Origin of the sequence: Micromonospora chalcea, from assembly GCF_028768405.1 — a bacterium.
Classification (GTDB): domain Bacteria; phylum Actinomycetota; class Actinomycetes; order Mycobacteriales; family Micromonosporaceae; genus Micromonospora; species Micromonospora chalcea.
Map to the genome: position 1 here is coordinate 1,834,750 of NZ_CP118233.1, position 26,165 is coordinate 1,860,914.

The following is a 26,165-nucleotide window of genomic DNA, read 5'->3' on the forward strand; positions in this document are numbered from 1 at the left end:
GCGAGGAGAGGTCATGACTGTCGTGCAGGAAAGCCCGCCGGCCACCGGCGGCGGGTCCGAGGCCCGCCGGCCGGCGATGCGGGTACGCAAACGGGACGGCGACACCGAGCCGGTGGACGTCGGCAAGATCGTCCGGGCGGTCGAACGCTGGGTCGCCGACCTGGACGAGGTGGACCCGCTGCGGGTGGCCACCAAGACGATCAGCGGGCTCTACGACGGGGCGACCACCGCCGAGCTGGACCGGTTGTCGATCCAGACCGCGGCGGAGCTGATCGGCGAGGAGCCGCAGTACTCGAAGCTGGCGGCAAGGCTGCTGGCCGCGTACGTGGACAAGGAGGTCCGCGGTCAGGGCGTGGCGAGCTTCAGCCAGTCGATCGCGTACGCGCACGGGCTGGGGCTGATCGGCGACGAGACGGCCGCATTCGTCGCCCGGCACGCCCGCAAGCTCGACGACGCCGTGGACCCGGACGGCGACAGGCGGTTCGAGTACTTCGGACTGCGTACCGTGGCCGACCGCTACCTGCTGCGGCACCCGCAGTCGCGGCTGGTGGTGGAGACGCCGCAGTACTGGCTGCTACGGGTGGCCTGCGGGCTGTCCCGCACCCCGGGCGAGGCGGTCGGCTTCTACCGGCTGATGTCCAGCCTGGCCTATCTGCCCAGCTCCCCCACGCTGTTCAACTCCGGCACCCGGCACACCCAGATGTCGTCGTGCTTCCTGGTCGACTCGCCGCGCGACGAGCTGGACTCGATCTACGAGCGCTACCACCAGGTGGCGAAGCTGTCGAAGTTCTCCGGCGGCATCGGCATCGCCTGGTCGCGGGTGCGCGGCCGGGGCGCGCTGATCCGGGGCACGAACGGCCGGTCCAACGGCATCGTGCCGTTCCTCAAGACGCTCGACGCCGGGGTGGCCGCGGTCAACCAGGGTGGCCGGCGCAAGGGCGCGGCCTGCGTCTACCTGGAGCCGTGGCACCCGGACGTGGAGGAGTTCCTGGAGCTGCGGGACAACACCGGCGAGGAGTCCCGGCGTACGCACAACCTCAACCTGGCCAACTGGATCCCGGACGAGTTCATGCGCCGGGTCGAGGCCGACGGCGAGTGGTCGCTCGTCGATCCGTCGGACGCCCCGGAGCTGCCCGACCTGTACGGGGAGGCGTTCGACGCCGCGTACCGGGCGGCGGAGAAGAACGCGGTCCGCACGGTACGGGCCCGGGACCTGTACGGGCGGATGATGCGCACGCTCGCGCAGACCGGCAACGGCTGGATGACGTTCAAGGACGCCGCGAACCGGCTGTCCAACCAGACCGGTGAGCCGGGCAACGTGATCCACCTGTCCAACCTGTGCACCGAGATCCTGGAGGTGAACGACGACGCCGAGACGGCGGTGTGCAACCTCGGCTCGGTGAACCTCGGCGCCCACGTCACCGCCGACGGGGTGGACTGGGAGCGGCTGCGCGCCACGGTCCGCACCGCTGTGGTGTTCCTCGACCGGGTGATCGACATCAACTACTACCCGGCCGAGCAGGCGGCGGCGTCGAACCCGCGCTGGCGGCCGGTCGGGCTCGGCCTGATGGGGTTGCAGGACGCGTTCTTCACGCTGCGCCTGCCGTTCGACTCCCCCGAGGCGAAGGAGCTGTCCACCCGGGTGCAGGAGGAGATCCTGCTGACCGCGCTGGAGACCTCCGCCGGGCTGGCCGAGCGGTTCGGGCCGCATCCGGCGTACCCGCAGACCCGGGCCGCGAAGGGTGACCTGCACCCGGACCTGTGGGGCGCGGAGCCGGCGCAGGCCGGACGGTGGGCGGCGCTGCGTGAGCGGATCGCCGCAGGCGGGCTGCGCAACTCGCTGCTGGTGGCGATCGCACCGACCGCCACCATCGCCTCCATCGCCGGCTGCTACGAGTGCGTCGAACCGCAGGTGTCCAACCTGTTCAAGCGCGAGACGATGTCCGGGGAGTTCCTCCAGGTCAACACGTACCTGGTGCGGGAGCTGAAGGCCCGCGGACTGTGGACGCCGCAGGTCCGCGACCGGATCAAGCGGGCCGAGGGCTCGGTGCAGGACATCACCGAGCTGCCCGCGCCGGTGCGGGAGCTGTTCCGCACCGCCTGGGAGCTGCCGCAGCGGGCGCTGATCGACCTGGCCGCCGCGCGGGCGCCGTTCGTCGACCAGTCCCAGTCGCTGAACCTGTTCCTGAGCGCGCCGACCATCGGCAAGCTGTCCTCGATGTACCTGTACGCCTGGAAGGCCGGGCTGAAGACCACCTACTACCTGCGTTCCCGTCCCGCCACCCGCATCCAGCAGGCCACCGTCGCCCCGGTGCCCGCCCCGGTGCCCGGCGTGGTCTCCGCCGTGAGCGACGACGAGGCGCTGGCCTGTTCCCTGGAGAACCCCGAGAGCTGCGAGGCATGCCAGTGACCACCACCGCACCGACCCGGCACATGCTGCTCGACCCCGGCATGGACCTGACCCTGCGGCCGATGCGCTACCCGCGCTTCTTCGACCGGTTCAAGGACGCGATCAGGAACACCTGGACGGTCGAGGAGGTGGACCTGCACTCGGACCTCGCCGACCTGGCGAAGCTGTCCCCCGCCGAACGGCACCTGGTGTCGCGGCTGGTGGCGTTCTTCGCCACCGGCGACACGATCGTCGCCAACAACCTGGTGCTCAACCTCTACCAGCACGTCAACTCGCCCGAGGGCCGGCTCTACCTGTCCCGGCAGCTGTTCGAGGAGGCGGTGCACGTCCAGTTCTACCTGAACCTGCTCGACACGTACGTGCCGGACGAGAAGGAACGGTTCGCCGCGTTCGCCGCGGTGGAGAACATCCCGTCGATCGCCCGCAAGGCCGAGTTCTGCTTCCGGTGGATCGACTCGATCTTCGAGCTGCGCGAGCTGCGGACCCGCGACGACCGGCGGGCGTTCCTGCTCAACCTGATCTGCTTCGCCGCGTGCATCGAGGGCCTGTTCTTCTACGGCGCGTTCGCCTACGTCTACTTCCTGCGCTCCCGGGGCCTGCTCAACGGGCTGGCCTCCGGCACCAACTGGGTGTTCCGGGACGAGTCCATGCACATGGCGTTCGCGTTCGACGTGGTGGAGACCGTACGCGCCGAGGAACCGGACCTGTTCGACGCCGAGATGGAGAAGCAGGTGAAGGAGATGCTGGCCGAGGCGGTGGAGTGCGAGGTGAGCTTCGCCGCGGACCTGCTGGGCCAGGGCGTGCCGGGGATGTCGCTGGCCGACATGCGCGAGTACCTCCAGCACGTGGCAGACCGGCGCCTGGCAGTGCTCGGCATCGCCCCGATGTACGGCAGCGCCAACCCGTTCGCGTTCATGGAGTTGCAGGACGTGCAGGAGCTGTCCAACTTCTTCGAGCGGCGGGTGTCGGCGTACCAGGTCGGGGTGACCGGCAGCGTCACGTTCGACGACGACTTCTGACCGCCGCCCCCGCCCCGGCCGTCACGGCCGGGGCGGGGCCGGGCTCTCGCCGGGCAGCGCCGCCGCCCGCACCCGCCCGATCAACGCCACCACGGCGAGCGCCAGCACGGCCACCACCACGAACGCGGTACGCAGGTCCAGCGCGCCGGCGAGCAGGCCGATCACCGGCGCCGCGAGCAGCGCGCCCGGCCACTGGCCCATCGCCACCACGGAGACGCCCTCGCCGGACGTGAGGCCCGGCTGCTCACCGGCGAAGCCGAGCACCGTCGGGGTCACGCACGCCAGGCCGAACCCGAGCAGTCCGAACCCGGCCATCACCGCCGCCGGATGGGGGTACGCCACCGGCAGCGCCACGCCGGCCGTCGCGACCAGCGCGGACAGCCGGACGAAGCGGATCCGCCCGACCCGGCCGGCCAGCCGGTCGCCGAACAGCCGGGCGACGGTCGCGGCCAGCGAGAGACAGGTGTACGTGGCCGCGGCGAGCACCGCCGTGGCGCCGGCCACCTCGGTCGCGTACAGCGCGCTCCACTGGGCGCCGGCCATCTCGATGAACGAGGCGAGGAAGGCGATCACCGCGAGCAGCAGCAGTTGCGGGGTGAACCGGTCACGCAGCCGGCGCCGCGCCTCGCCGTCCTTGGTCTCCTGGCGGGGCGTGTCGGGCAGCCAGCGGTGCGTGCCGATCAGCAGCGCGCCCAGCAGGACACTGGTGACGGCCATCTGCGCCGACGGCGACATCCCGATCGCCGCGGCCCCGGTGCCGCAGAGGCCGCCGACCAGCATGCCGATGCTGAAGCCCGCGTGGAACGTGGACAGGATGGGCCGCCCGTACCGCTTCTGCACCTCGACCGACTGGGCGTTCATCGGCGTGGCCAGCAGGTTCGCCGCGAAGCCCCAGACCGCGAGGCCGCCGACCAGCGCCACCACAGTGGTGGACGCGGCCAGCAGCGGCGCGTTGAGCAGGATCAGCGCGGCCCCGGCCAGCGCCAGCCGGCGGGTGTTGATCCGGCTGATCAGCACCGCCACCACGACCAGGGAGACCAGCTCCCCCGCGTTCGTGGCGATGTTCGCCAGGCCCCAGCCGGTGTTGCCGACCCCTACCGCGTCCCGCACCTCCGGCACGCGGGCCGACCACCCGCCGATGGCCAGGCCCATGATGACGAAGAGCAGCGCCACCGACCAGCGGGCCCGTACGGCCGAGCGGGGCACCGGCGGCGCGGGCTGCTCCGTCGTGTGCTGGTTCGTCGAGGTGTCCGTCATGGTCGTCGTACCTCTCTGGGATCGGTCCGTCGGAACTCCTACCCGATCGCGTGGTCGAGGAAGCACGCACCGTCAGGAAGGCGTACCCGTTCCGGTGTGGTGCCGGGGTCGGTGACGAGCGCCGAGACCACCGCGACGTAGTCGTCGATCAGCCCGCGTACCAGGTCGTCGCCGAAGACACCCCGGTTGCGGATCACCACGCCGCCGGCCCGGTCGTCGTCCACCACGACGATCGGTGAACCCCGCTTGACCCAGACGGGCAGACACTCGGGCGGCACGTCGGCGGCGACCACCGGCGGCGGGGTGCCGGGCGCGGCCCGGGCGGTGATGTCGACCGGCTCCACCCGCAGATCCGGGCAGTGCAGCACCGGCGACGCCGACGCGGCGGACTGGAACCAGGCGTCGAACAGGTGGTTGTCCGGCCAGGGGCGGATCGCCGCGAAGCCGGGACGGACCGCCCGGGCCAGCCGGTGGTACGCGGTGGCGTGCGCGACGGCCCCGGCCAGCGAGGCGTGCGCGGCACCGACCACAGCGCTCATCGGCGCGTCCGGCGCGACGTCGACCGGCAGGTAGACGTTGTTGGTGAACTGCCCGACGAGCTGCCGGGACAGCGGGCTCTCCCGGCCCAGCGTGGTGGTGCCCAGCACCACCCGGGACCGGCCGGCCCGCCGCGACAGCAGCACCAGGTACGCCGCGAGCAGCAGCACGTACGGGCTGGTGCGGGCCAGCCGTGCGGCCGGGCGCAGCCGCGCGGTGATCTCGGGCGGGAACGCGAAGCGGGTGGCCACCTCGGCGCTGAGCGCGACGTCCGGCGCCGGCGGCGACGCCGGGAAGAGCTGGTACGGCTCCACCGGCCGCAGCCGGTCCCGCCAGTACGCGGCCCGGGCGGCGGCGTCGACGCCGTTGCCGGACTGCTCCGCCTCCTGGAGCGCGGCGAGCGCGGCCGGGTCCACGCCCAGCGGCGGCTGCGGGTCGGCCGCGCCGAGCCGGGCCGCGTACGCGTGGCACAGGTCCTCCACCACGACGCGGCACGACCAGCCGTCGGAGACCATGTGGAAGAAGCAGAGCGCGAGCACGTGCTCGGTCGCGGAGAGCCGGACCAGCGCGGCCCGCCACAGCGGCGCCCGGCCGGGGTCGAACGCGTCGTTGCGGTGCGCGTACGCGATCTGCTCGACGCGGGCCTGCTGCTCGGCCGGCGGCAGTCCGGACAGGTCGACGTACTCCAGCGGCGACTCCACGTGCGGCAGGATCCGCACCTCGGGCTGCACGCCGATGCGGTCGAACCGCATCCGCAGCGCGTCGTGCCGGTCCACCACGTCCTGCATCGCCTGCCGCAGCACGTCGACCCGCAGCGCGCCCCGCAACCGGCGGAACTCCACCACCACGAGCCGTGAGGCGCCGGGACGGGCCGGGTCGAGCGCGGTCATGAACTCCCACATCATCTGCTGGCCGGGGGCCAGCGGGTACGTCGTCGGCACTGCCACTCCCCCCGTCAGGCCGCCACCGGCGGCGCGGCCACCGGCGCGACCTGCCGGTGGTCCGTCTCGTCCGGCTGGTAGTCCGCCTCGTCCGGCGCGCGGAAGCCGGTGAAGAGCAGGTCGGGACGGCCGAGCCGCAGCGAGGTGACGAACGCGGCCCCGTCGAAGAGCGTCTCGATCGCCGCGCAGGCCATCGACTCGGCCACCGCGCGCGGTCCCCGGTCGCCGCCGAGCCGGCCGGGTGTCTTCGCGGCGATCACGGCGGCCGCGACGGCCGGCACCGCGAGCAGGCTGCGTCCCCCGCTGCGCCGGGCGGTCAGCAGCCCGGCCAGCGCGGTCACGGCGAGCGTGCTGGCGGTGTTGAGCACGAACCGGCGCCGGTGCGGGTGGGCCAGGCAGAGCCACTGCTCGGAGCGCCCGTACGTGGTGAACCGGTAGGCGACCGCGCGGAAGGTGTCGGCGACGCCGGTGTCGTGGGTGACCACGCCGTCCGGGTCGGTGAGCAGCACGTAGCCGGCGTCGGTGAGGAGCAGCCCGAGGTGCAGGTCCTCCCCGCCCAGCGGCATCGGGGAGTCCTCCGGGAACCCGCCGACCGCCTCGAAGACGGCACGCTTGACGGCCATGTTCGCGCCGGCGCCCCAGGACACGCGCTCGTAGTGCAGCGGCCGGGTCAGGTCGCCGAGCAGCAGGTAGGAGCGGCGCATCACGCGGAAGAACGCGCTGTCGCCGGGCTCGACGATCACCGGGCCGGTGACGCCGGCGACCTCCTCGCCGGAGGCGCGCAGCCGGGCCGCGTACCGGGTGATCAGGTCGGCCGGCACCCGGCAGTCGGAGTCGGTGAACAGCACCAGGTCGTGGCGGGCGTGCCGGACGCCCAGGTTCCGTTTGGCCCCGACGTGCCGGGGCCCGCGCACGTAGCGGGCGCCGTACTCGGCGCAGGCCGCCCGGTGGGCGGTGGCCGCGGCGGGCGCCGAGTCGTCGACGACCACCACCTCCACCGGCTCGGGGCAGTTCGGGGCGGCGTCGCGCAGACTGCGGAGCTGGCGGCGCATCTCCGCCACCCGGTCCTTGACCGGGATGACCACGGAGACGCCGCGCGTGACGGCGCGGGGTTCGGTCGGTTCGCCCACGGGCGATGCGGATCGGCTCATGCCCCGAGGTTCGACCACCGGGGTACAGCGCCGATACACAGCGCCGGCCGTTGCGGCCATCGCACATGTACCGCTGATGTATCGATGGCCATCAAGGTCGAAGGCATGACGACCTCCATCCCCATCGACCGGCGGCTCGCCGTGGACGGCGGCCGGCCGGTCCGCCCGCCGCACCGCCCATGGCCACGCTGGCCGACCCCCGCGCCGGATGCCGCCGCCAACCTGTCCGCGGTGCTGACCGGCGGCCGGTGGGCGATCAGCAGCCCGTCCGTCGGCGACACCGTCCTGTTCGAGCGACGTTTCGCCGCCGATTTCGCCCGCTACGTCGGCACCCGCCACTGCGTGCCGGTCGACCACGGGTCCAGTGCCCTGGTGGTGGCCCTGGAGTCACTCGGCCTCGGCTACGGCGAGACGGTGCTCGTACCGGCGCTGACCTGGACCGCCTCCGCGACCGCCGCGCTGCGCGCCGGCCTGGTCCCGGTGCTCGTCGACGTCGACCGGGACACCGGCTGCGTCGGGCCGGACGACCTCGACCTGTCCGTGGACCCGCGGGCCGTGGTCGCCGTGCACTGGGCCTCCAACATGGCCGACGTGCCGGCGCTCGACGCGGTCACCCGGCCGCGCGGCATCTCCGTCGTGGAGGACTGCGCGCAGGCCCACGGCGCCACCTGGCAGGGCCGCCAGGCCGGCTCGCTCGGCCGGCTCGGCTGCTTCAGCTTCCAGCACGGCAAGGTCCTCACCTGCGGTGAGGGCGGGGCCGTGGTCACCGACGACGACACGCTCGCGCCGGTGCTCGAGGAGCTGCGGGCCGATTCGCGCCGCTACCGGGGCGACCGGACGCCGGCCGGCGAACTGGACCTGGAGGAGAGCGCCGGTGTGCAGGGCGCCAACTTCTGCCTGAGCGAGTTCTCCGCCGCCGTGGCCTGCGCGCAACTGGCCGTCCTGGACGGCCAGCACGACGTGCGCAATCACAACTACCGGCTGCTCGGCGAGCTGCTGGACGGTGTCGACGGCGTACGGCTGCTGCAACCGGCGCCGGGGCAGACCCGCATCTCGATCTACGAGGGCACGATCGTCTTCGACGAGCTGCCGGCCGGCCTGGACAACGCCGCCGTGGCCGCCGCGCTCACCGCCGAGCTGGGCCGGCGGTTCTACTGCACCGACGAGCCGCTGCACCGCAGCCGCCTGCTGCAGCCGTGGACGAAGCCGCTGCTCGCGCCGCTGGCCGAACGCTTCGCGGCGATCCACCGGGAGCGCACGTACCCCAACACCGAGTGGCTCGCCGCACACACCGTCCAGACACACCACAGCACCTTCCTCGGCACCGAACAGGACATGGAGGACATCGCCGCCGCCGTCACCAAGGTGCTCACCCGCTGAACCGCGCCGTCCCGGCGCACCCAGAGAAGGAGTCTTCCCGTGACCGTCACCCAACGCGAGACCTCGCACGCCCCGTCCCCCGAAACGGACGCACCCGTCGGCGTGTGGCTCAACGGCGCCCGCGGTTCGGTCGCCACCACGGCGATCACCGGTCTGCTGGCGCTGCGCGCCGGCATGGCCGACTCGACCGGCTGCGTCACCGACACCGGAATGCTGCGCGACGCGCCGCTGGTGAGCTGGACCGACCTGGTGGTCGGCGGGCACGACATCGTCGACACGCCGCTGGAGAAGAAGGCCGAGTCGCTCGTCGACTCCGGTGTCATCCCGGCGCCGGTGCTGGCCGCCGTGCGGGGCAGCCTGCCCGAGGTCGAGCAGAACCTGCGCACCGGCTACGACGCGCGTACCGAGACCGGACCGCTGGCCGAGGTGGTCGACCGGCTGGCCGGCGACATCGAGGAGTTCCGCGCCCGCCACGGGCTGTCCCGGGTCGTCGTCATCAACGTGTCCTCCACCGAGCCGCCGGCCGACCACCGGCCCGAGCACGACGACCTGGACGCGCTGACCCGCGCCCTGGCCGACCCGGACGACAAGGCGCTGCCGGCCAGCTCGGTGGTCGCGTACGCGGCGTTCCGGGCCGGCTGCGGCTTCGTCGACTTCACCCCGTCCACCGGCGCCCGGCTGCCCGCGCTGGAGATGCTGGCGCAGCGGGAGCGGGTGCCGTTCGCCGGCTCCGACGGCAAGACCGGGGAGACGCTGCTGCGTACCGCCCTGGCGCCGATGTTCACCAGCCGCGCCCTGCACGTGCTCTCCTGGGCCGGGGTGAACCTGCTCGGCGGCGGTGACGGGGCGACGCTGGAGGACCCGCGCAACGCCCGCAGCAAGCTCAGCTCGAAGTCGGGCGTGCTGCCCGCGCTGCTCGGTGAGGACGTCACCGCCCCGCTGCACATCGACAACGTGCCGGACCTCGGCGACCACAAGACCGCCTGGGACCACGTCTCGTTCGAGGGCTTCCTCGGCGTCCGGATGTCCATGCAGCTCACCTGGAGCGGGGTGGACTCCACGCTGGCCGCCCCGCTGGTGCTCGACCTGGCCCGGCTGACCGCCGCGGCGCACCGCGCCGGGCACGTCGGCCCGATCGAGGAGCTGGGGTTCTTCTTCAAGGACCCGATCGGCACCGACGAGCACGCGCTGGCCGAGCAGGCGCAGGCGCTCGCCAGCTGGGCCAACGGGCTGGACGGCCGCGGCGACAGCTGACCTTCGTACCGGCCGCCGGCGCGGCGACTCCCGCGCCGGCGGCCCCGCCCCACGTATCCGCATCGAGGAGCCTCCCATGTCCCCACACGTCCCGAACGCGCCGGACCGGCCGAGCACGGATCCGGTGTGGACGCCGATCCTGACCGGTCTGCACGCGACCGCGCTGGACTGTCTCCAGACGAGCTTCGCTCTGCTCGCCGACTACGCGAACGGGTCCGGCAGCCATCTCGCCCTCGGCGCCCGGTACGGGTTCCGCACCCGGGATCAGGACGCTCTGATCTCCGTCGAGGCGACCTCGGACGACCGGGCCGCCGAAGCGGTCGACCTGCTGGGCCTGCGCGTCGAGGGCCGGTGGATGCAGCTCGACGGCCCGCAGGTCCGCCGGCTGTGCGCGCCCGGCCAGCCGCTCTACGTCACCGCCGACGCGTACGACCTGCCGTGGTGTCCCTACCACGGGCACGAGCACATGCGGCACAGCTTCCTCGCCACCGAGGCCGGGCCGGATCAGGTCACGGTGGTCGACGCGTACCACAACGACACCGCCTGGGGACCCGCGCGGCCCGGCGTGTGGCGGCTGCCCACCGCCGCGTTCGACGCGGCGCTGGCCGGCGGCGCGCACACGCTGGCGGTGACGGCGCACCCGGCGCCGGCGATCGACGTGCCCGCCATGCTCGCCGGCAACGCCGCCCGGGCTCGCCGGGCCCGCCCGGAGATCGCCCGCTACCTGGACCGCACCGGCGCCGCCCTGGACACGGTGGCCGGGCTGCACCGCTTCGTGCTCGACGTCTGGCTGCTGGCGCGCGCACGCGACCTGCACGAGCGCTGGCTCGCGGCGGTCGCGCCGGAGGCCGCCGCCGCGCTGGCCGGGCAGGCCGCCCGCTGGCAGCAGCTCGCCACGCGCAGCTACGTGGCGCTGCGACGGGCCCAGGCGGGCCGGCCGGCCGCGCCGGAACTGGCGGACGCCCTCGGCGAGCTGATCTCCGACCACCTCGACGCGCTGGAGTCGATCGCCGAACCGGCCGCCACGCCCGGCCACGACGCCGTGCCGCCCGCGCCGGACCCGGCAGGTGGGGAGGGCGTACGCGCCGCGGTGCTCGGCGCGCTCGGCGAAACCCTGGACCTGGACGGCTCGACGCTGCGCACCACCGACGTGCTCCGGGAGCTTCCCGGCTTCGACTCGTTCCGGCTGGTGGACGTCATCGACCGGGTCGAGCGGCGGCTCGGCGTCGAGGTTCCGGCCACCGCGCTCTCCGCGGCCGACCTGCGCGACGTCGGCTCCCTGTGCGCCATGTTCGGCGCCGCCACCGGAGGTGCCCGATGAGTGCCGAACTGCTGCACGACCTGCTGGACCGCACCGCCGGCGCGCGCCCCGACGCGCCCGCCGCCGGGGACGGGACCGTCGAGCGCACGTACCGTCAGGTGCGGGCCGACAGCCTGCGCCTGGCCGGCTGGCTGCGCGGGCAGGGCGTCCGGCGCAGCGACCGGGTGCTGGTGGCGCTGCCCGCCGACGCGACGCTGCCGGCGCTGCTGTACGCGGTCGCCCGTACCGGCGCGGTCTTCGTCGTTCTCCGGACGCCGGCCCCCGAGGTCGCCCTCGCCCACGTGCTGGACGACGCCGAACCGGTCCTGGTCCTCACCGACGACCGGGTGCTCACCGGCCTGTGCCACGCCCGTGGCGTCCCGGCGCGAGGGGCCGCCGCGCTGCGGCGCGCGGCATCCGGCGCGGCCGGCGGCGACGCGCCGGCCGGGCCGGGCCCGCTGGCCGTCGACCCGGTCTGCCTGATCTACACCTCCGGCAGCACCGGCATGCCCAAGGCCGTGGTCTCCACGCACGCCCAGGTCACGTTCGCCGTCCGGGCGATCCAGTCGGAGCTGCGCTACCGGCCCGACGACGTGGTGCACGTCCTGCTGCCGCCGTCGTTCGACTACGGCCTCTACCAGATCTTCCTCAGCACCGTCGCCGGCGCCCGGCTGCGCCTGGGCGACAGCGCGGAGACCGGTGGCCGCCTGCTGGTGAGCCTGGTCGAGTCCGGCGCCACGGTGCTGCCCTGCGTGCCGTCGCTGGCGATCAACCTGCTGCGGCTGCTCGGCCGGGCGGGCGCGCCGCGCCCGCCGCTGCGCCTGCTCACAAACACCGGCGCCGCCATGCCCCCGGAGGTGCTGGCCGGCCTGCGCCGGCTGCTGCCCGGCCTGAGCGTCCAGCTCATGTTCGGCCTCACCGAGTGCAAACGCGCGGCGATCATGCCGCCGGACGCCGACCTGCGCCGGCCCGGCGCCTGCGGGCGGGCGCTACCCGGCACCGAGATCTTCACAGTGGACGCCGAGGGGCGGCGTCAACCACCGGGCGTTCCCGGCGAGCTGGTGGTACGCGGCCCGCACGTGATGGCCGGCTACTGGCGGCGGCCCGAGCTGACCGCCCAGCGGTTCCGCCGCGTACACGGGCTCTTCCCGCAGCTGCACACCGGCGACCACGGCCACGTGGACGACGACGGGTACGTCCACTTCGCCGGCCGGCGCGACGACGTCTACAAGGAGAAGGGCACCCGGGTCAGCGCCACCGAGGTGGAGGCCGCGGCGTACCGGGTCGACGGCGTGGCCGCGGCCGGGGTGCTGCCGCCGGCCGACGGCCACGACGGCGCGACGCTGTTCGTGGTGGCCGCGCTCACCCCCGCCGACGTGCTGCGCCGGCTACGGGAGCAGCTGGAGGAGATGAAGGTGCCGGCGCGCTGCGTCGTGCTGCCCGACCTGCCGCTCACCGGCAACGGCAAGGTGGACCGGCGGGCGCTGGCCCGGCTGGCGGGTGAGCACGATGGCTGACCTGCCCTTCGACACCCCGGCCTACCGCTACGACCTGGCCCGGGTACGCGCCAGCCACGCCGCCCTGGTCGCCGCGCTGCCCGCGCCGAGCCGGCTGTTCTACTCGCTCAAGGCCAACCCGCACCCGGCACTGGTCGCGGCGCTGCACACCGCCGGCTGCGACGCGGAGATCTGCTCGCCGGGCGAGCTGGCCGCGGCTCTGCGGGCCGGCGTGCCGGGCGAGCGCATGCTCTACACCGGACCGGGCAAGCGCGACGCCGAGGTGACCGAGGCGGTGCGTGCCGGTGTCCGCTGGTTCTCCGTCGACTCGCCCGAGGGCCTGGACCAGGCCGACCGGATCGCCGCCGCGCACGGCGTCGAACTGCGCTGCCTGCTGCGGGTCAACGACCGGGTGCCCAACCCGGGTCAGGGGCTCACCATGACCGGCGTCGCGTCCCAGTTCGGCGCCGACGCCGACTGGATCGAGCGGGAACCGCACCGGTTCCGCTCCCGCCCGTCGGCCCCGGTACGCGGGTTCCACCTCTACACCGGCAGCAACGTCGACTCGGTGGATGCGCTGGTGTCCCAGTTCACCGCCGCGGCGCGTACCGCCCGGCGGTTGCGGGACCTGCTCGACATCGACCTGACCCTGCTCGACCTCGGCGGCGGCTTCGGCGCGCCGTTCGCCCGGCCCGGCCACAACGCGGACCTGACCGGCCTCGCCGACCGGGTCGGCCCGGCCCTGGACGGGCTCTTCCCCGGCTGGCGCGACGGCGCGCCCACGGTGGCCTTCGAGTCGGGACGGTTCCTCACCGCCACCGCCGGCACGCTGCTGACTCGGGTGCTGGACGTCAAGCGGTCGCAGGGCACGCCGGTGGTGGTGCTGGAGTCCGGCATCAACCACCTCGGCGGGATGTCCGGCCTGCGCCGGCTGCCGCCGCTCGTGCCCGCCCTGCACGCCGCTGACGACCGCGACGGCGCGCCACTGGAGGCCGCGATCGTCGCCGGGCCGCTGTGCACGCCGCTGGACACCTGGGCCCGAGCCGCGAGCCTGCCCGACGTACGGCCCGGCGACGTGCTCGCCGTGCCGAACGTCGGGGCGTACGGGCTCTCGGCGAGCCTGCTGGCCTTCCTCGGCCACCCGGCGCCGGTCGAGGTCGTCTGCGACGGCGACCGCGTCGTCGAGACGTCCCGGCTGACCCTGACACGGCACCCGGTCGACCCGCCGGGAGCCACTGACGAACCACGAGAAGAAAGGTGACGTCATGAACACCGAATTCACCGAGCTGCTCCGGCCGTTCCTCAAGTTCGCCGGCAAGGAGGAGATCACCGAGGACGCCCGGCTGCGCGACCTCGGCCTGGACTCCATGCGCGAGATCGAGCTGCTGTTCGCCATCGAGGAGACGTTCGGGGTCGCCGTGCCCGACGACAAGCTGGTCGACTCCACGTTCGCCACCGCCGGCGGGCTGTGGGGCGTGGTCGAGGAGCTGCGCACACCGGTCGGCGGTGGTTCCCGATGACGGCCGTCGCCGGGTACGCCCCGGCCGTCGAGACCGTCGCCGAGATCGCGGCGGAGCACGCCCGGGAGGCCGACGAGACCGCGGCCTTCCCCACCGAGGCGCTGGACGCCATGCGTCGTACCGGGCTGCTGGGGCTGCTGGTCCCCGAAGCCGAGGGCGGCGCCGGCGGGACGCTGCCGGACCTGGTCGACGTCACGCTGGCACTGGGCCGGGTGGACATGTCGGTGGCGATGGTCTTCGCCATGCACTGCCAGCAGGTCGCCGCGATCACCGCGTACGGCGGGGAGAAGCTGCGCGCCGAGGTGCTGCCGTCGGTGGCCCGGGGCGAGCGGTATCTCGGCTCGGTCACCACCGAGGCCGGCAAGGGCGGTCACCTGCTGACCGCAGAGTCGGCGCTGGAGCACGACGGCGAGATGCTGCGCGTCGACCGGCAGGCCCCGATCGTCACCGGCGGCCCGTACGCGGACGCCTTCCTGATCACCACCCGCGCCCCGGGCGCCGGCTCGGCGGCCCAGGTGGACCTGGTCTACGCCGACCGGGACCAGGTGGAGGTCGAGGTCACCGGCGGGTGGCGTCCGCTGGGCATGCGGGCCACGCACAGCGTCCCGATGCGGCTGCGCGGCGCGGTGCCGCAGTGGCAGGTGATCGGCGAACACGGCGGGTTCCGGGAGATCGCCACCACTGTCTTCGCGCCGCTGGCGCACGTCGGCTGGGCGGCGGCCTGGATCGGGGCGGCGGCCGGCGCGTACGCCCGGGTGCTGCGGCACGCCCGCAGCGAGGCGGGACGGCGGCAGTTCGCCCCCTCCTCCGAGCTGGTGCTGCTGCGGCTGGCCGGGATCCGGGCCCGGCTGGACGCGGCGCACGCGCTGCTGCGGCACACCGTCTCGGTGGTCACCGACGCGCCGGACATGTCGGCGGCGCCGGTGCAACTGCTGCTCAACACGCTGAAGATCCGCGCGGCCGAGGAGTCCTTCGCCGCCGCGCACGAACTGGTCGAGCTGGCGGGCCTGCGCCACGGCTACCTGACCGACTCGCCGCTGGCGCTGGAGCGCACGTTCCGGGATCTGCGCTCGGCCTCGCTGAACTACGCGAACGACCGGCTGCGCCTGGCGAACGGGGCGCTGTCACTGCGCGACCCGGGGGTGCGTCTTGCCTGAGCCGAGGGCGACACCGACGTCGGCCGGGGACCACGCCGCCCCGGCGGGCGCCGCGCTGTCCGGCGTGGACCCCACCGACCCGGGTGCGGTGTGGCGCGCGCTGGGCGCCGCCGGGACCATCGAGGCGCTCTACGCCGACGGCGTCCAGCCCGACCCCCGGCGGCTGTCGGCCCTGCTCACCGAGCTGGACGCCCGGTGCCCGCTCGGCGTGACGCTGTCGGTCTGCGTCCAGGTCGCCACGGTGCTGCCGCTGCTGGCCGGCGCGACCGGGCCGGCCGAGCGCGCGCGACGCGGGATGCTGCGCGGCGAGACCGTGGTGGCGCTGGCCGTCACCGACGCCGCCGGGTCGGGATCGGACCTGCTCGACGCCACGACCCGGGTGAAGCTGGGCGACGACGGCGCCGTCCTGGACGGTGGCAAGGACTGGATCACCAACGCGACGAGCTGCGACGCGGCGCTGGTGCTGGCCCGGCACCGCGAGGCGCGGCACTTCACCAGCTTCTGCTGGGTGCTGGCGCCGGCCGACGCGCCCGGCGTGACAGTCGGATCCGCCGGCCGGGCGTTCGCCGGGTCCGGTGTGGGCCACCTGCGCTTCGCCGGCGTGGCGCTGGCCCCGGACGCCGTACTTGGCCGCCCCGGCCGGGCGCTGGCCGGGTTCGCCCGGCAGGTCGGCGTCGAACGGGTCGCCGGGGCGCTGTGGGCCCGGGCGATGTGCCACCGGATGCTGGCGGGCCTGCGCGACTGGCTGCGGCGCCGGCCGGCCGGGGCGGGCACGCTGTGGGACCGCCCGGCGGTCCGCGAGCGGTACGCCCGGTGCCTGGTCGCCACGCACCAGCTCGACGCGCTGTGCGCGCCGCTGCTGGACGCGCCGGCGGCCGTCCCGTCCGCGGTCACCGGGATGCTGCTCAAGGTCAGCGCCGCCGAGACCGTGGACCGGGTCGCCGCCGAGGCGGTGCGCCTGCGCGGCGCGGACGCGTTCCGCGACGGCGGGGAGGCGCAGCTGCGCACCGAGGCGGCCATGTTCGGCATCGCCGGTGGAGCAACCGGAGCGATGCTCGCCGGCATCGCCGACCACGCCGACGAGCTGGCCGGCGCGGTGACCTGAGGGCGTCCCGCGGTGGCGGCGGGACGCCGATCGACGACAGCACAGCGAAGGGAGCAACGCCGTGAGTCTCTACCAGTGGTTCGAGCGAACCGCGGCACGGGTGCCGGAGGCGGTCGCGCTGGAGGTCGGCGGGGAGCCGGTGACCTACCGCCGGCTGCGCGACCTCGCCGACGGCCTCGCCGGCCGGATCCACACCGAGGTGGGCCGACGCCCGCGCGCGGTCGGCCTGCTGGCCGCCCGCAGCCTGCCCGCGTACGCCGGTTATCTGGCCGCGCTGCGCGCCGGAGCGGTGGTGGTGCCGCTCAACCCGGCCTTCCCACCGGCCCGCACCGCCCGGCTGTGCCGGGACGCGGGGGTGGACGCGCTGGTGGTCGACGACGCCGGCGCCGCGACGGCGGCGCAGGTCGCGGGCGACGTCGTGACCGTACGCCTCGACGGCGCGCCGGGCGTCCCGCCGCCGGCCGCCCCGGTGGCGCCGGACGACGTGGCGTACCTGCTGTTCACCTCCGGCTCGACCGGGCGGCCCAAGGGCGTGCCGATCCGGCACCGCAACGTCGACGCGTTCCTCACGTGCTGCCGGGACCGCTACCCGGTCGGCCCGGGCGACCGGCTGTCGCAGACCTTCGACCTGACCTTCGACCCGTCCGTCTTCGACATGTTCGTCGCCTGGGGCGGCGGCGCCACGCTCGTGGTGCCGCAGCCCGACGAGGTGCTGACGCCGGTGCGGTTCGTCAACGAACGACGGATCACGCACTGGTTCTCGGTGCCCTCGGTGGTCTCGCTGGCCCGCCGGATGCGGATGCTCTCCCCCGGCGCCATGCCGGGTCTGCGGCACAGCCTCTTCGCCGGCGAGGCGCTGACGCTGGAGCAGGCGCGGGCGTGGGCGGCGGCGGCGCCGGGCAGCGTGGTGGAGAACCTCTACGGTCCCACCGAGCTGACCGTGACCTGCACCGGTCACCGGCTGCCTGCGGATCCGGCGGACTGGCCGGCCACCTCGAACGGCACCGTGCCGATCGGTGACGCGCACCCCGGGCTCGACGCGATCCTGCGCGGCGAGGACGGCACCGTCGGCGGTGACGACGGCGAGCTGTGCGTGCACGGGCCGCAGCGGTTCGACGGCTACCTCGACCCGGCCGACGACGAGGACCGGTTCGTCACGTACGCCGGTCGCCGGTACTACCGCACCGGGGACCGGGTCCGCCGCGAGCACGGCACGCTCGTGCACCACGGCCGCCTGGACGACCAGGTGAAGCTGCGCGGCTACCGGATCGAACTCGGCGAGATCGAAATGGTGCTGCGCGGCCATCCGGGGGTGCAGGACGCGGTGGTGCTGGCGTTCGGCGCGGGCGCCGACGTCGCCCTGCGCGCCGTCTACACCGGCGCCGCCGGGATCACCGCCGAGTTGACCCGCCGGTGCGCGGACCGGCTGCCCGGCTACATGGTGCCGGCCCGGATCCACCACGTGGCCGCGCTTCCCACGAACGCCAACGGCAAGACCGACCGGCGCCGGACCGCCGACCTGGTCGGCAGCGCGACGAGAGGAGAACGACGATGACCGGGACAGGAGACGGACACGAGCAGGAAGGGGTGTTCCGTTCGGTGGCCGGGCGGTTCGCCACCGGAGTGGCGGTGGCGACGGCCGTCGGACCCGACGGCCCGGTGGGCATGACGGTCAACTCCTTCACCACCGTGTCGCTGTCGCCCCGGATGCTGCTGGTCTGCCTGCGGCGGGACTGCCGGCTGCTCGGCGCGGTCCGGCGTACCGGGCGCTTCGCGGTGACGGTGCTCGCCGACGACCAGCGCGCGGAGGCGGCCTGGTTCGCCAGCCGGGGACGGCCCAGCGGCGCCGACGGCTTCACCGGTGTCACCTACGACGCGGAGCGGGCGACCGGCTGCCCGCGCCTGACCGACGGGGTGGCGTACTTCGGCTGCGAGGCCGTCTCCGCCGACCCGGCCGGTGACCACGCCGTGCTGATCGGCGCGGTCCGCTCCGCCGGCCTGCTCCGGCCGACCCCACCGCTGCTGTTCGTGGACGGCCACTACGCGCGGGTCGCCGCACCGGCGGAAGCGCAGGTGGCGCGATGAGCATCGGCGCCGCTCCCGGCGACCTGCGCCACCTGAGCCTGCGCGCCGCGCGGGCCGGGGCGGACGCGATCCGCGAGGCACGGAGCCAGGGTTTCCGGACCATGCACAAGGGCGGGGCGGCGCAGGACCCGGTGACCACCGCCGACCACGCCAGCGAACGGGCCATCCTCGACCTGCTCGCCCGCGACCGGCCGCAGGACGCCGTCCTGGCCGAGGAGTCCGGGCTCAGCGCCGGCTGCTCCGGCCTGCGCTGGATCGTCGACCCGCTCGACGGCACGCTGAACTTCAGCCACGGGGCGAGCCGCTACGCGGTGAGCATCGCGGTGGCGACCGGCTGCGACGACGGCGACGGCCAGGTGGTCGCCGCCACCATCCTGCAACCGGCAACCGGCGCCTGCCTGGTGCTCGACGGCGACGGCGCGCTCGACGGCGACGTCCCGGTCACCGTCGACCGGGAGGCCGCGCCGGGGCACGCCCTGGTGGCGTTCGCGGTGCCGAACGCGCCCGGCCCGCGGCGGCGGGCGTACCAGTCGCTCGTCGGCGTCGCGCCCCTCGTCGCCGACCTGCGCAACTCCGGCTCCACGGTCTGCGACCTGGCGGCGGTGGCCCGGGGGGAACTGGACGCGTTCGTCAGCTTCGACCCCGCGCCGTGGGACGTCGCGGCCGGCACCGCGCTGGTCGAGGCCGCCGGTGGGGTGACCCGACGGTGGCGCCACGACGGGATGGCGGTCCTGGCCACCGGCGCGCCGGCCGTCGTGGCCGCGCTGGCCGGCTGGCTGAGCCCCGACCGTACGGACGACGCCGACGAGAAGAAGGGAACCGACGATGACCGGCAGCGATGAGTTCCGGCTGGCACTTGTGGGGGCGGGCCGGATGGGCCGCCACCACCTGCGGGCCCTGGCCGACCACCGGACGGTCCGGATCCGGCACGTGGTCGACCCGGTTCCGGCGGCACGGGCGGAGGTCGCCGCGGCCGGGCTGCCCGCGTACCCGAGCGTGGCGGACCTGCTCGCGGACGCCACGCCGGACGGTCTCCTGGTGACCGCGCCCACCGGCCGGCACGGCGAGCTGGTCGCGGCCGCCGCCGAGGCCGGGCTGCCGGTGCTGTGCGAGAAGCCGGCCGGGCTCGACCCGGCCGGGGCCGCGCAGGCGGGGCGGGTGGCCGCCGCCGCCGGGATCCCGTTCCAGGTCGCCTACTGGCGGCGGTTCGTCCCGCAGCTGCGCCGGCTGCGCGAGCGGATCGCCGGCGGCGCGCTCGGCGAGGTCCTGTTCGTGGCCGCGTCGCAGTGGGACGGCGAGCCGCCGGCGGCGGCGTTCCGCACCGGCAGCGGCGGGATCTTCGTGGACATGGGCGTGCACGAGTTCGACCAGATCCGGTGGCTGACCGGGCAGGAGATCGACCGGGTCGCCGCGCAGCCCGCCGGTCCGGTCACCGACCCGGCGGTACGCGGCCGGGACGTGGACAGCGCGCAGGCGTTGCTCGGCCTGTCCGGCGGCGGTACCGCGCTGGTCTCGCTCGGCCGGCACCACCGAGGCGGCGACATGGCGACGGTGGAGGTGTTCGGCACCCGGGACCACGAGCGGTTGACCTTCCTCGACCCGGCCGACGGGGACGCCACCATGTACGCGGCCCTGGCCTGCCAGGCGGAGGACTTCGCCGAGCTGGTCCGCGCGGGCCGGTCGGCGGGCGCCGGGGTGGCGGACGCGGTGGCGGTGCTCGACGCGGCGCACCGGGCGACGGCGCAACTCACCCGGGGTCACGAGATACACACCGATCGGTGACAACTTGCACCATCTGGGATCGAGGTATTCCCCAGCCGAAGGTGGGAATTCCAGCCGTGCACCACACTGTGGACGGTCCTGCGGAGCGGGGGAATACATCGATGCAGTTCAGTGTCCTCGGCCCGCTGGCCCTTCACGTGGACGATCACCCGATCACGCTCACCGGCACCAAGCCCCGCCTTCTGCTCGCCGTGCTGCTGCTGAGCCCGGGGCGCACGGTCGCCACCTCCCGGCTGGTCGACGGCCTGTGGCCGGACGCGCCGCCCGCGTCGGCGGTACGCAACCTGCGGACGTACGTACACCGGCTGCGGCAGGCGCTGGACCGCGGCGGCGACTCGGCCGACCGGCTGGTCCACGACGGCACCGGCTACCACCTGCGGGTCGACGAGGACGAGCTGGACCTGCTGCGGTTCCGGCGTCTCACCGACGACGCCCGCCGGGCCGCGCGGGGGGACCGGCCGGAGGTCGCCGCCGAGCTGTTCGACCAGGCGGTCGAGCTGTGGGGCGGGCCCCCGCTGGAGGACCTGGCGGATCCGGGCACCGACCTGGGCGCGACCGTCACGGCGCTGCGGGAGCAGCACCGGGAGATCACCACCGAGCTGTTCGACCTGCGCCTGCGACTGCGGCAACCGGCCCGGGTCATCCCGTCGCTGCGCCGGATGGTGGCCGAGGAGCCGCTCGACGAACGCCGGCAGGCGCAGCTGGTGACCGCGCTGACGCTGGAGGGGCGTGTGGCCGAGGCGCTGGCCGTGTACCAGCAGGCCCGGCGCGGCATCGTCGACGAGCTCGGCGTCGACCCCGGTCCCACCCTCCAGGGCGCCCTCCAGGCCGCGCTGGACGGGGACTCCGCCGAGGTCCGACCACCGTCCGGCTGGCCGGCGGCCCTCGGCGCCCGGCCCGCGGCGCCGCCCGGCCCGCCGCCGAGCCCGCAGGCCCTGCCGATGAAGCCGCCGTCCCTGGTCGGCCGGGACACCACGGCCAGCCAGCTCCGCACCATCGCCGAGGGGATCGCCGACCCGGCCGGCGCCGACGAGCACGCCGGGGTCGTGCTCGTGTCCGGCGCGCCGGGCGTCGGCAAGTCGTCGTTCTCGGTGTCCAGCGGGTACGACCTGGCCGACCTCTTTCCCGACGGTCAGCTCTTCGTCAGCTTCGACAGCAGCGACGAGACACCCCGCGGCAGCGGCGAACTGATCAGGGAGCTGCTCGTCGAGCTGGGTGTACCGCTGGCCGACGTGTCCGAGGACATCCGGGAGCGTTCCGCCGCGCTGCGGTGCGCGCTCGCCGGCCGACGGCTGCTGCTCATCATCGACGACGTCCACTGCGCGCAGCAGGTGCGCCCGCTGCTGCCCGGCGCGGGCCGCAGCCTGGTGCTGATCAACAGCCGGCAGCGCCTGCTGGACCTGGACGTCGGCTGGCGGTTGACGCTCGGCGCGCTCGACCGCGCCGACGCGGTGGAACTGCTGGCCACGATCGCCGGTGAGCGCCGGGTACGTGAGCAACCGGAGGTGTTCGGCCGGATCGCCGCGGCCTGCGACCTGTTGCCACTGGCGCTGCGGATCGTCGGCAGCCGGCTCGTCACCCAGCCCGACGTCGCCCTGCCCGGCTTCGCCGCGCACCTGGAGGACGAGGAGAACCGGCTGTCCGAGCTGGCCGTCGGGGACATCTCGGTGCGCGACAGCCTCTCGGTCAGCTACCAGGCGCTGGACGTCGACGCCCGCCGGGCGCTGCGCGCGCTGGCCCGCGCCGGCTCGTTCATCACCCCGGCCAGCGCGGTGGAGATCCTGCGCCTGCCCCGGCAGCAGGCCAACCGGATGGTGGAGCACCTGGTCCAGCACAATCTGCTGCTGCCCGTCGACTCGGACGATCCGGGCCAGCACTTCCACCTGCCGGAGCTGCTGCGGCTCTTCGCCCGCGAGTGTGTGGACGCGCACGGCCGCCCGTTGCCGGCCACCTGACCCGCCGGCAGCCGGATCGGGGTGTGCGGGTCAGCCGACGCGCACACCCCGATCCGGGTCTCCTCACTTGAGGAAGCGGTCCAGCGCGGCCTCGATGGTGCCGCTGTCCGGCGTCGCGTACGACTTCATCGTCACCTTGTTGTAGGAGATGAAGCTCGGGCAGCGGGCGGCCGGAGCGTTCACCGTGCCGCCGTCACCGACCTTCTCGGCGGTCTTGGCGGCGTGGAACGTCAGCGTGTACCGCGAGGAGATGTAGTCGACGGTGACGACCTTGTCCTCGCTGTTCTTGTACTGGCACTTCTTCGGCGTGCCCTCGCTGCCCTCGACCATCTTGAGGCAGCCGATGACGGACACGGTGGCGAAGTCCGCCGACTTGGCGTAGTACGGCTTGGCCGAGCTGATCGTCTTCTGCGACCAGAACGTCGGCCGGTCCGGGGAGTTGGAGAAGACGTACGCCTTCGAGCCCGCCGGCGCGGTGTACGGGGCGGCGTTGAGGATCGGCCCCCCGTCGCAGACCGCCGACATCTCGCTGGCGTACCGCGCGGTGATCGCGTCGTTGTTGGTGGGACCGTCCGGCCCGGGCGACTCCGGCCCGTCAGCGCTGGGGGTCGCGGACGGACTGCCGTCCGGCCCGGGGGTGGCGCTGCCGGAGGCGACCGGCTTCGGGTCCTCCTCGTCGCCGTTGAAGGCGACGTAGGCGAGCCCGCCGCCGCAGCAGAGCAGCGTCAGCGTCACCGCACCGGCGGCGAGGCCGACGATCAGCCCCTTGCTCTTGCCGCCGCCGCCCTGGGGCGTGCCGGGCGCGTAGGGCGCGGCCGGCGGCGGGAAGCCGGCCTGCCCCGCGTACGACACCGCGGGCTGCGGCGCCCCGTACGGCGCGCCGGAGGCCGGCTGCGATCCGTAGGGCGCGCCGGAAGCGGGCTGGGCGCCGTACGGTGCGCCGGAGGCCGGCTGGGCGCCGTAGGGCGCGCCCGACGCCGGCTGCGAACCGTAGGGGGCACCTGACGCCGGCGGCGAGCCGTAGGGCGCGCCGGAGGCCGGCTGCGCACCGTACGGGGCGTTCGGGTCGGGCTGGTTGCCCCACGCTCCGGCGTTCGGGTCCGGATAGCCTCCGTAGGGAGGGTGATTGTCACTCATCTGAGGTTCTTCCACCTGTCGTCCGTGGTTCCGGCGATCAACCACTTCGCAGCGTAATGACGGCCGCAAATCCGGGATCGCCGACGTTCGATCGGTCGCTCACCAGCCGTGCCGGGGTGGCTCCGGTGCGTGCCTCCGCGAATCCGGCCCCGGCCCACCCACCAGGAGTGACAGTGCCGGGGAGCGTTGCGCCGCAACGAATCGACCCGTCTACGGGCTCCCGGCACCCGACTCCGGGGACGCCGAAAAGTGTGACGCACACAACACCTGAGGCCGCGTCGGCGACCCTCCACCAGGCAGTGCCGGACCACATCCCGGGACACGCTTTAGTGAGCCCTGTCTATATTGACGTGCGCCATAGGCGTGGACAGAATCCCAGCACCACCACCAGGACCCCTCCGGGAGGGCCCCATGAACCGTCCCCGCCTGCCGCTGATGCGGACCGCCACCAGACTCGCCGCGGTCGCCGCCGCCACCGCCGGCGTGCTGCTCGCGGCCACCGCGCCCGCCGTCGCCGCCGCGCCCACCGGGCGGTACGTGGCGCTCGGCGACTCCTACACCTCCGCCCCGCTCGTGCCCACCCAGGTCGACCTGAACTGCCTGCGCTCCAACCGCAACTACCCGTCCCTGGTCGCGGCGTCCGCCGGTTCGTCGTCGTTCACCGACGTGAGCTGCTCCGGGGCCACCACCGAGGACATCCTGTACGGCGGCGACGGCGCGCTGGGCATCGCGCTGCCACCGCAGGTCAACGCGGTCACCGCCAGCACGGCGCTGGTCACGGTCCAGATCGGCGGCAACGACATCGGCTTCTCCGGCATCATCGGCGACTGCGCCGAGGCGAGCGTGAGCAGCCCGCTCGGGTCGCCCTGCAAGGACCGGTTCACCGCGGGCGGCACCGACCAGTTGCGGGCCCGGATCGCCGCCGCCGCGCCGAAGGTGACGGCCGTGCTGCGGGCGGTCCGCCAGGCCGCGCCGAACGCGCGCGTGGTGGTGCTCGGCTATCCGGCGATCCTGCCCGACAGCGGGTACGGCTGCTGGCCGGTGGTGCCGATCGCCTACCAGGACGTGCCGTACCTGCGCGGCGTCCAGAAGGCGCTCAACACGATGCTCGCCGACACCGCGGCGGCGGGCGGGGCCAGCTACGCCGACGTCTACACCCCGTCGATCGGCCGGGACGCGTGCAAGAGCAGCGGCACCCGCTGGGTGGAGGGGCTGGTGCCGCAGAACTCGGCCGCGCCGTTCCACCCGAACGCCCGCGGTGAGCAGGGCATGGCCACCGCCCTGCTGGCGCACCTGAGCTGACCCGGACGCCGTGAGCCGGCCCCGCCGAGGCGGAACCGGCTCACGGCCCGCGGGCTCACACCCGGGTGATACGGACCGCGTCGGCGACCACGTACCCGGTCCCGGCGCTCCAGCGGCTCACCCCGACCTTGTCCCCGGCGCCGGCGGCGAGCGTGAACACACCGAGCGAGACCCAGCGTCCGCCGCCGGTGCGCTGGTCGACCGCCACCGACCGGTTGCCGGTCGTGGTGGCGACCAGGTACGGGGTGCGGTCGTTGTAGCCGGGGTCGGCCGGGTACCACACCGACACCTCGTAGGCGCCGGTCGCGGGCAGGCTCGCCCGGAACCAGGCCACGTCGCTGGCCGCCACCGGCGTGGCGAAGCGGTAGTCGGCGCCGTAGCGCTGCCCGGAGTACGCGGAGGCGCCCCAGGCCGCGCCCGCGCTGAACCCGCCCGACGTGGCGTTGTCGACCGTGACGCTCCACGTCGCGGGCGGGGTGCCGGCCCGTACGTCCAGGTAGTTGCGGTCGATCTTCATGGTCACGCCGCCCCACGTCTCGGTGACGTCCCCGGCGTACTGGTGCAGGCGCTGCTGGTCGGCGTAGCGGTCGTCGGCGCAGTACGTGCCCCCGTCGGTGTCCGCGACGCCGTTCCACCAGGCGATCCAGATCTGGTCCAGGCGCAGGTACCGGGTGTCGTCGTAGGCGGCGCAGACGTCGGTGATGCCGGAGGATCCGCTGGAGTACATGCCGGCGAGGTAACCGCGCGTGTGCAGCCGCTCGACCCAGCCGGAGAGGAAGGAGAGCACGGCGGCCCGGCAGCTCGCGTTCGACGGGTACTGCTCGATGTCGTTGTAGAGCGTGCTGCCCGCGCCGATGCCGAGCGCCGTCGCGGCGGCGACCGCGCTGTCCGCCGCGGTCCGGCCCTGCCCGCGGGCGGTGGCCGGGTCGGCGGACATCTTCGGCGTACGGGTGCCGCACGGCGCCTGGTAGCCCAGCTCGATCGGGATCAGCCGCCAGCCCTTGCGGGTCTGGTCGGCGACCCAGGTCGCGGTCAGGTTGGGCTGGGCGCACGTGCGGCTGGCGCCGCTGATGTAGACGCCGACCGCGCGGTACGGCGAGGCGGTCAGCCAGGCGTCCATCGCGGCCTGCGACGGCGCGGTGCACGTGTCGAAGCCCTTGCCGGTGAAGGTGCCGGGCTGCGGGCCGACCGCGGCGACAGTGGCGGCGGCCGCGGCCGGGGCGGCCGCGGTGGCCGGGGCCGCGGCCGCGGCCACAACGAGAAGTGTCAGGGCCGTGACGAACGCTCTCATCGGCGCCCCTCCTGTGAAGGATTCCTCGCTCGACGGCGAGACTTGGGCAGGATTTCTACCACGCATCGACGAACGACGACAGATGG

At 74.4% G+C, this 26,165-nt stretch carries 21 protein-coding genes; 16 read left to right on the forward strand and 5 right to left on the reverse strand.

Annotated features, from left to right (window positions below; all coding sequences use genetic code 11):
• Positions 1–13 precede the first annotated feature (13 nt).
• A complete protein-coding gene (locus PVK74_RS08565) occupies positions 14–2,410 on the forward strand; it encodes a ribonucleoside-diphosphate reductase subunit alpha (RefSeq protein ID WP_069088465.1) in 2,397 nt (798 codons plus the stop codon).
• Positions 2,401–3,429: a ribonucleotide-diphosphate reductase subunit beta gene (locus PVK74_RS08570; protein WP_043323372.1), complete on the forward strand. Its 1,029-nt coding sequence runs from the start codon at positions 2,401–2,403 to the stop codon at positions 3,427–3,429. Before PVK74_RS08565 ends, PVK74_RS08570 begins: the two co-directional genes overlap by 10 nt.
• A gap of 21 nt (positions 3,430–3,450) precedes the next feature.
• Here the strand turns inward: PVK74_RS08570 and PVK74_RS08575 are convergent, their stop codons facing one another.
• From PVK74_RS08575 to PVK74_RS08585, 3 genes are read right to left on the reverse strand one after another with little or no spacing between them, the layout of a single operon-like run.
• A complete protein-coding gene (locus tag PVK74_RS08575) occupies positions 3,451–4,686 on the reverse strand; it encodes an MFS transporter (protein WP_043323370.1) in 1,236 nt (411 codons plus the stop codon).
• Positions 4,687–4,724: 38 nt separating this feature from the next.
• On the reverse strand, positions 4,725–6,164 hold the full coding sequence (locus tag PVK74_RS08580; RefSeq protein ID WP_274478758.1) for a condensation domain-containing protein: 1,440 nt from the start codon (positions 6,162–6,164) through the stop codon (positions 4,725–4,727).
• Positions 6,165–6,178: 14 nt separating this feature from the next.
• A complete protein-coding gene (locus tag PVK74_RS08585; RefSeq protein ID WP_274478759.1) occupies positions 6,179–7,315 on the reverse strand; it encodes a glycosyltransferase in 1,137 nt (378 codons plus the stop codon).
• Positions 7,316–7,420: 105 nt separating this feature from the next.
• On the opposite strand from PVK74_RS08585, the gene PVK74_RS08590 reads away from it, so the two are divergent.
• The 13 genes from PVK74_RS08590 (at position 7,421) to PVK74_RS08650 (ending at position 22,349) form a co-directional block, all read left to right on the forward strand.
• Positions 7,421–8,695, forward strand: a complete 1,275-nt coding sequence (locus PVK74_RS08590) for a DegT/DnrJ/EryC1/StrS family aminotransferase (protein ID WP_274478760.1) — start codon at positions 7,421–7,423, stop codon at positions 8,693–8,695.
• A gap of 39 nt (positions 8,696–8,734) precedes the next feature.
• Positions 8,735–9,949 (forward strand): inositol-3-phosphate synthase, encoded by a 1,215-nt coding sequence (locus PVK74_RS08595; protein WP_051610915.1) that lies wholly within the window; start codon positions 8,735–8,737, stop codon positions 9,947–9,949.
• Between the two features lie 76 nt (positions 9,950–10,025).
• The gene (locus PVK74_RS08600; RefSeq protein WP_064445647.1) at positions 10,026–11,270 is read left to right on the forward strand and encodes an acyl carrier protein; all 1,245 of its coding nucleotides are present in this window, start codon (positions 10,026–10,028) and stop codon (positions 11,268–11,270) included.
• Positions 11,267–12,766, forward strand: coding sequence for a class I adenylate-forming enzyme family protein (locus tag PVK74_RS08605; RefSeq protein WP_274478761.1), 1,500 nt, complete (start codon positions 11,267–11,269; stop codon positions 12,764–12,766). The genes PVK74_RS08600 and PVK74_RS08605 overlap by 4 nt, the downstream gene beginning before the upstream one ends.
• Entirely contained in the window at positions 12,759–14,006 is a 1,248-nt protein-coding gene (locus PVK74_RS08610) for a type III PLP-dependent enzyme domain-containing protein (RefSeq protein ID WP_274478762.1), read from the forward strand. The genes PVK74_RS08605 and PVK74_RS08610 overlap by 8 nt, the downstream gene beginning before the upstream one ends.
• 4 nt (positions 14,007–14,010) lie before the next feature.
• On the forward strand, positions 14,011–14,265 hold the full coding sequence (locus PVK74_RS08615) for a phosphopantetheine-binding protein (protein ID WP_064445644.1): 255 nt from the start codon (positions 14,011–14,013) through the stop codon (positions 14,263–14,265).
• Positions 14,262–15,422 carry an acyl-CoA dehydrogenase family protein gene (locus PVK74_RS08620; RefSeq protein ID WP_274478763.1) on the forward strand — a complete coding sequence of 387 codons (1,161 nt, stop codon included), beginning with the start codon at positions 14,262–14,264 and terminating at the stop codon, positions 15,420–15,422. The genes PVK74_RS08615 and PVK74_RS08620 overlap by 4 nt, the downstream gene beginning before the upstream one ends.
• A complete protein-coding gene (locus PVK74_RS08625) occupies positions 15,415–16,527 on the forward strand; it encodes an acyl-CoA dehydrogenase family protein (RefSeq protein WP_113972934.1) in 1,113 nt (370 codons plus the stop codon). Before PVK74_RS08620 ends, PVK74_RS08625 begins: the two co-directional genes overlap by 8 nt.
• Before the next feature lie 61 nt (positions 16,528–16,588).
• Positions 16,589–18,082 (forward strand): amino acid adenylation domain-containing protein, encoded by a 1,494-nt coding sequence (locus PVK74_RS08630; RefSeq protein WP_113972935.1) that lies wholly within the window; start codon positions 16,589–16,591, stop codon positions 18,080–18,082.
• Entirely contained in the window at positions 18,079–18,612 is a 534-nt protein-coding gene (locus PVK74_RS08635) for a flavin reductase family protein (RefSeq protein WP_113972936.1), read from the forward strand. Before PVK74_RS08630 ends, PVK74_RS08635 begins: the two co-directional genes overlap by 4 nt.
• The gene (locus tag PVK74_RS08640) at positions 18,609–19,454 is read left to right on the forward strand and encodes an inositol monophosphatase family protein (RefSeq protein WP_064445640.1); all 846 of its coding nucleotides are present in this window, start codon (positions 18,609–18,611) and stop codon (positions 19,452–19,454) included. The genes PVK74_RS08635 and PVK74_RS08640 overlap by 4 nt, the downstream gene beginning before the upstream one ends.
• A complete protein-coding gene (locus tag PVK74_RS08645) occupies positions 19,438–20,394 on the forward strand; it encodes a Gfo/Idh/MocA family protein (protein WP_043323360.1) in 957 nt (318 codons plus the stop codon). The genes PVK74_RS08640 and PVK74_RS08645 overlap by 17 nt, the downstream gene beginning before the upstream one ends.
• A 101-nt stretch (positions 20,395–20,495) precedes the next feature.
• The gene (locus PVK74_RS08650) at positions 20,496–22,349 is read left to right on the forward strand and encodes an AfsR/SARP family transcriptional regulator (protein WP_274478764.1); all 1,854 of its coding nucleotides are present in this window, start codon (positions 20,496–20,498) and stop codon (positions 22,347–22,349) included.
• 63 nt (positions 22,350–22,412) lie between these two features.
• On the opposite strand, the gene PVK74_RS08655 is transcribed toward PVK74_RS08650, so the two are convergent.
• A complete protein-coding gene (locus PVK74_RS08655; protein WP_274478765.1) occupies positions 22,413–23,486 on the reverse strand; it encodes a hypothetical protein in 1,074 nt (357 codons plus the stop codon).
• A 411-nt stretch (positions 23,487–23,897) separates the two neighbouring features.
• Between PVK74_RS08655 and PVK74_RS08660 the strand changes: the two genes are divergently transcribed.
• The gene (locus PVK74_RS08660; RefSeq protein ID WP_043323357.1) at positions 23,898–24,788 is read left to right on the forward strand and encodes an SGNH/GDSL hydrolase family protein; all 891 of its coding nucleotides are present in this window, start codon (positions 23,898–23,900) and stop codon (positions 24,786–24,788) included.
• 55 nt (positions 24,789–24,843) lie between these two features.
• Here the strand turns inward: PVK74_RS08660 and PVK74_RS08665 are convergent, their stop codons facing one another.
• On the reverse strand, positions 24,844–26,079 hold the full coding sequence (locus PVK74_RS08665; protein ID WP_274478766.1) for a glycoside hydrolase domain-containing protein: 1,236 nt from the start codon (positions 26,077–26,079) through the stop codon (positions 24,844–24,846).
• Between the last annotated feature and the right edge of the window lie 86 nt (positions 26,080–26,165).

What these genes read in the sequence shown, in the direction of transcription:
- PVK74_RS08565 (WP_069088465.1), top strand. Translation starts at nt 14, where the DNA reads ATGACTGTCGTGCAGGAAAGCCCGCCGGCCACCGGCGGCGGGTCCGAG.
- PVK74_RS08570 (WP_043323372.1), top strand. Translation starts at nt 2,401, where the DNA reads ATGCCAGTGACCACCACCGCACCGACCCGGCACATGCTGCTCGACCCC.
- PVK74_RS08575 (WP_043323370.1), bottom strand. Translation starts at nt 4,686, where the DNA reads ATGACGGACACCTCGACGAACCAGCACACGACGGAGCAGCCCGCGCCG.
- PVK74_RS08585 (WP_274478759.1), bottom strand. Translation starts at nt 7,315, where the DNA reads ATGAGCCGATCCGCATCGCCCGTGGGCGAACCGACCGAACCCCGCGCC.
- PVK74_RS08590 (WP_274478760.1), top strand. Translation starts at nt 7,421, where the DNA reads ATGACGACCTCCATCCCCATCGACCGGCGGCTCGCCGTGGACGGCGGC.
- PVK74_RS08600 (WP_064445647.1), top strand. Translation starts at nt 10,026, where the DNA reads ATGTCCCCACACGTCCCGAACGCGCCGGACCGGCCGAGCACGGATCCG.
- PVK74_RS08605 (WP_274478761.1), top strand. Translation starts at nt 11,267, where the DNA reads ATGAGTGCCGAACTGCTGCACGACCTGCTGGACCGCACCGCCGGCGCG.
- PVK74_RS08610 (WP_274478762.1), top strand. Translation starts at nt 12,759, where the DNA reads ATGGCTGACCTGCCCTTCGACACCCCGGCCTACCGCTACGACCTGGCC.
- PVK74_RS08615 (WP_064445644.1), top strand. Translation starts at nt 14,011, where the DNA reads ATGAACACCGAATTCACCGAGCTGCTCCGGCCGTTCCTCAAGTTCGCC.
- PVK74_RS08620 (WP_274478763.1), top strand. Translation starts at nt 14,262, where the DNA reads ATGACGGCCGTCGCCGGGTACGCCCCGGCCGTCGAGACCGTCGCCGAG.
- PVK74_RS08635 (WP_113972936.1), top strand. Translation starts at nt 18,079, where the DNA reads ATGACCGGGACAGGAGACGGACACGAGCAGGAAGGGGTGTTCCGTTCG.
- PVK74_RS08640 (WP_064445640.1), top strand. Translation starts at nt 18,609, where the DNA reads ATGAGCATCGGCGCCGCTCCCGGCGACCTGCGCCACCTGAGCCTGCGC.
- PVK74_RS08645 (WP_043323360.1), top strand. Translation starts at nt 19,438, where the DNA reads ATGACCGGCAGCGATGAGTTCCGGCTGGCACTTGTGGGGGCGGGCCGG.
- PVK74_RS08650 (WP_274478764.1), top strand. Translation starts at nt 20,496, where the DNA reads ATGCAGTTCAGTGTCCTCGGCCCGCTGGCCCTTCACGTGGACGATCAC.
- PVK74_RS08655 (WP_274478765.1), bottom strand. Translation starts at nt 23,486, where the DNA reads ATGAGTGACAATCACCCTCCCTACGGAGGCTATCCGGACCCGAACGCC.
- PVK74_RS08660 (WP_043323357.1), top strand. Translation starts at nt 23,898, where the DNA reads ATGAACCGTCCCCGCCTGCCGCTGATGCGGACCGCCACCAGACTCGCC.
- PVK74_RS08665 (WP_274478766.1), bottom strand. Translation starts at nt 26,079, where the DNA reads ATGAGAGCGTTCGTCACGGCCCTGACACTTCTCGTTGTGGCCGCGGCC.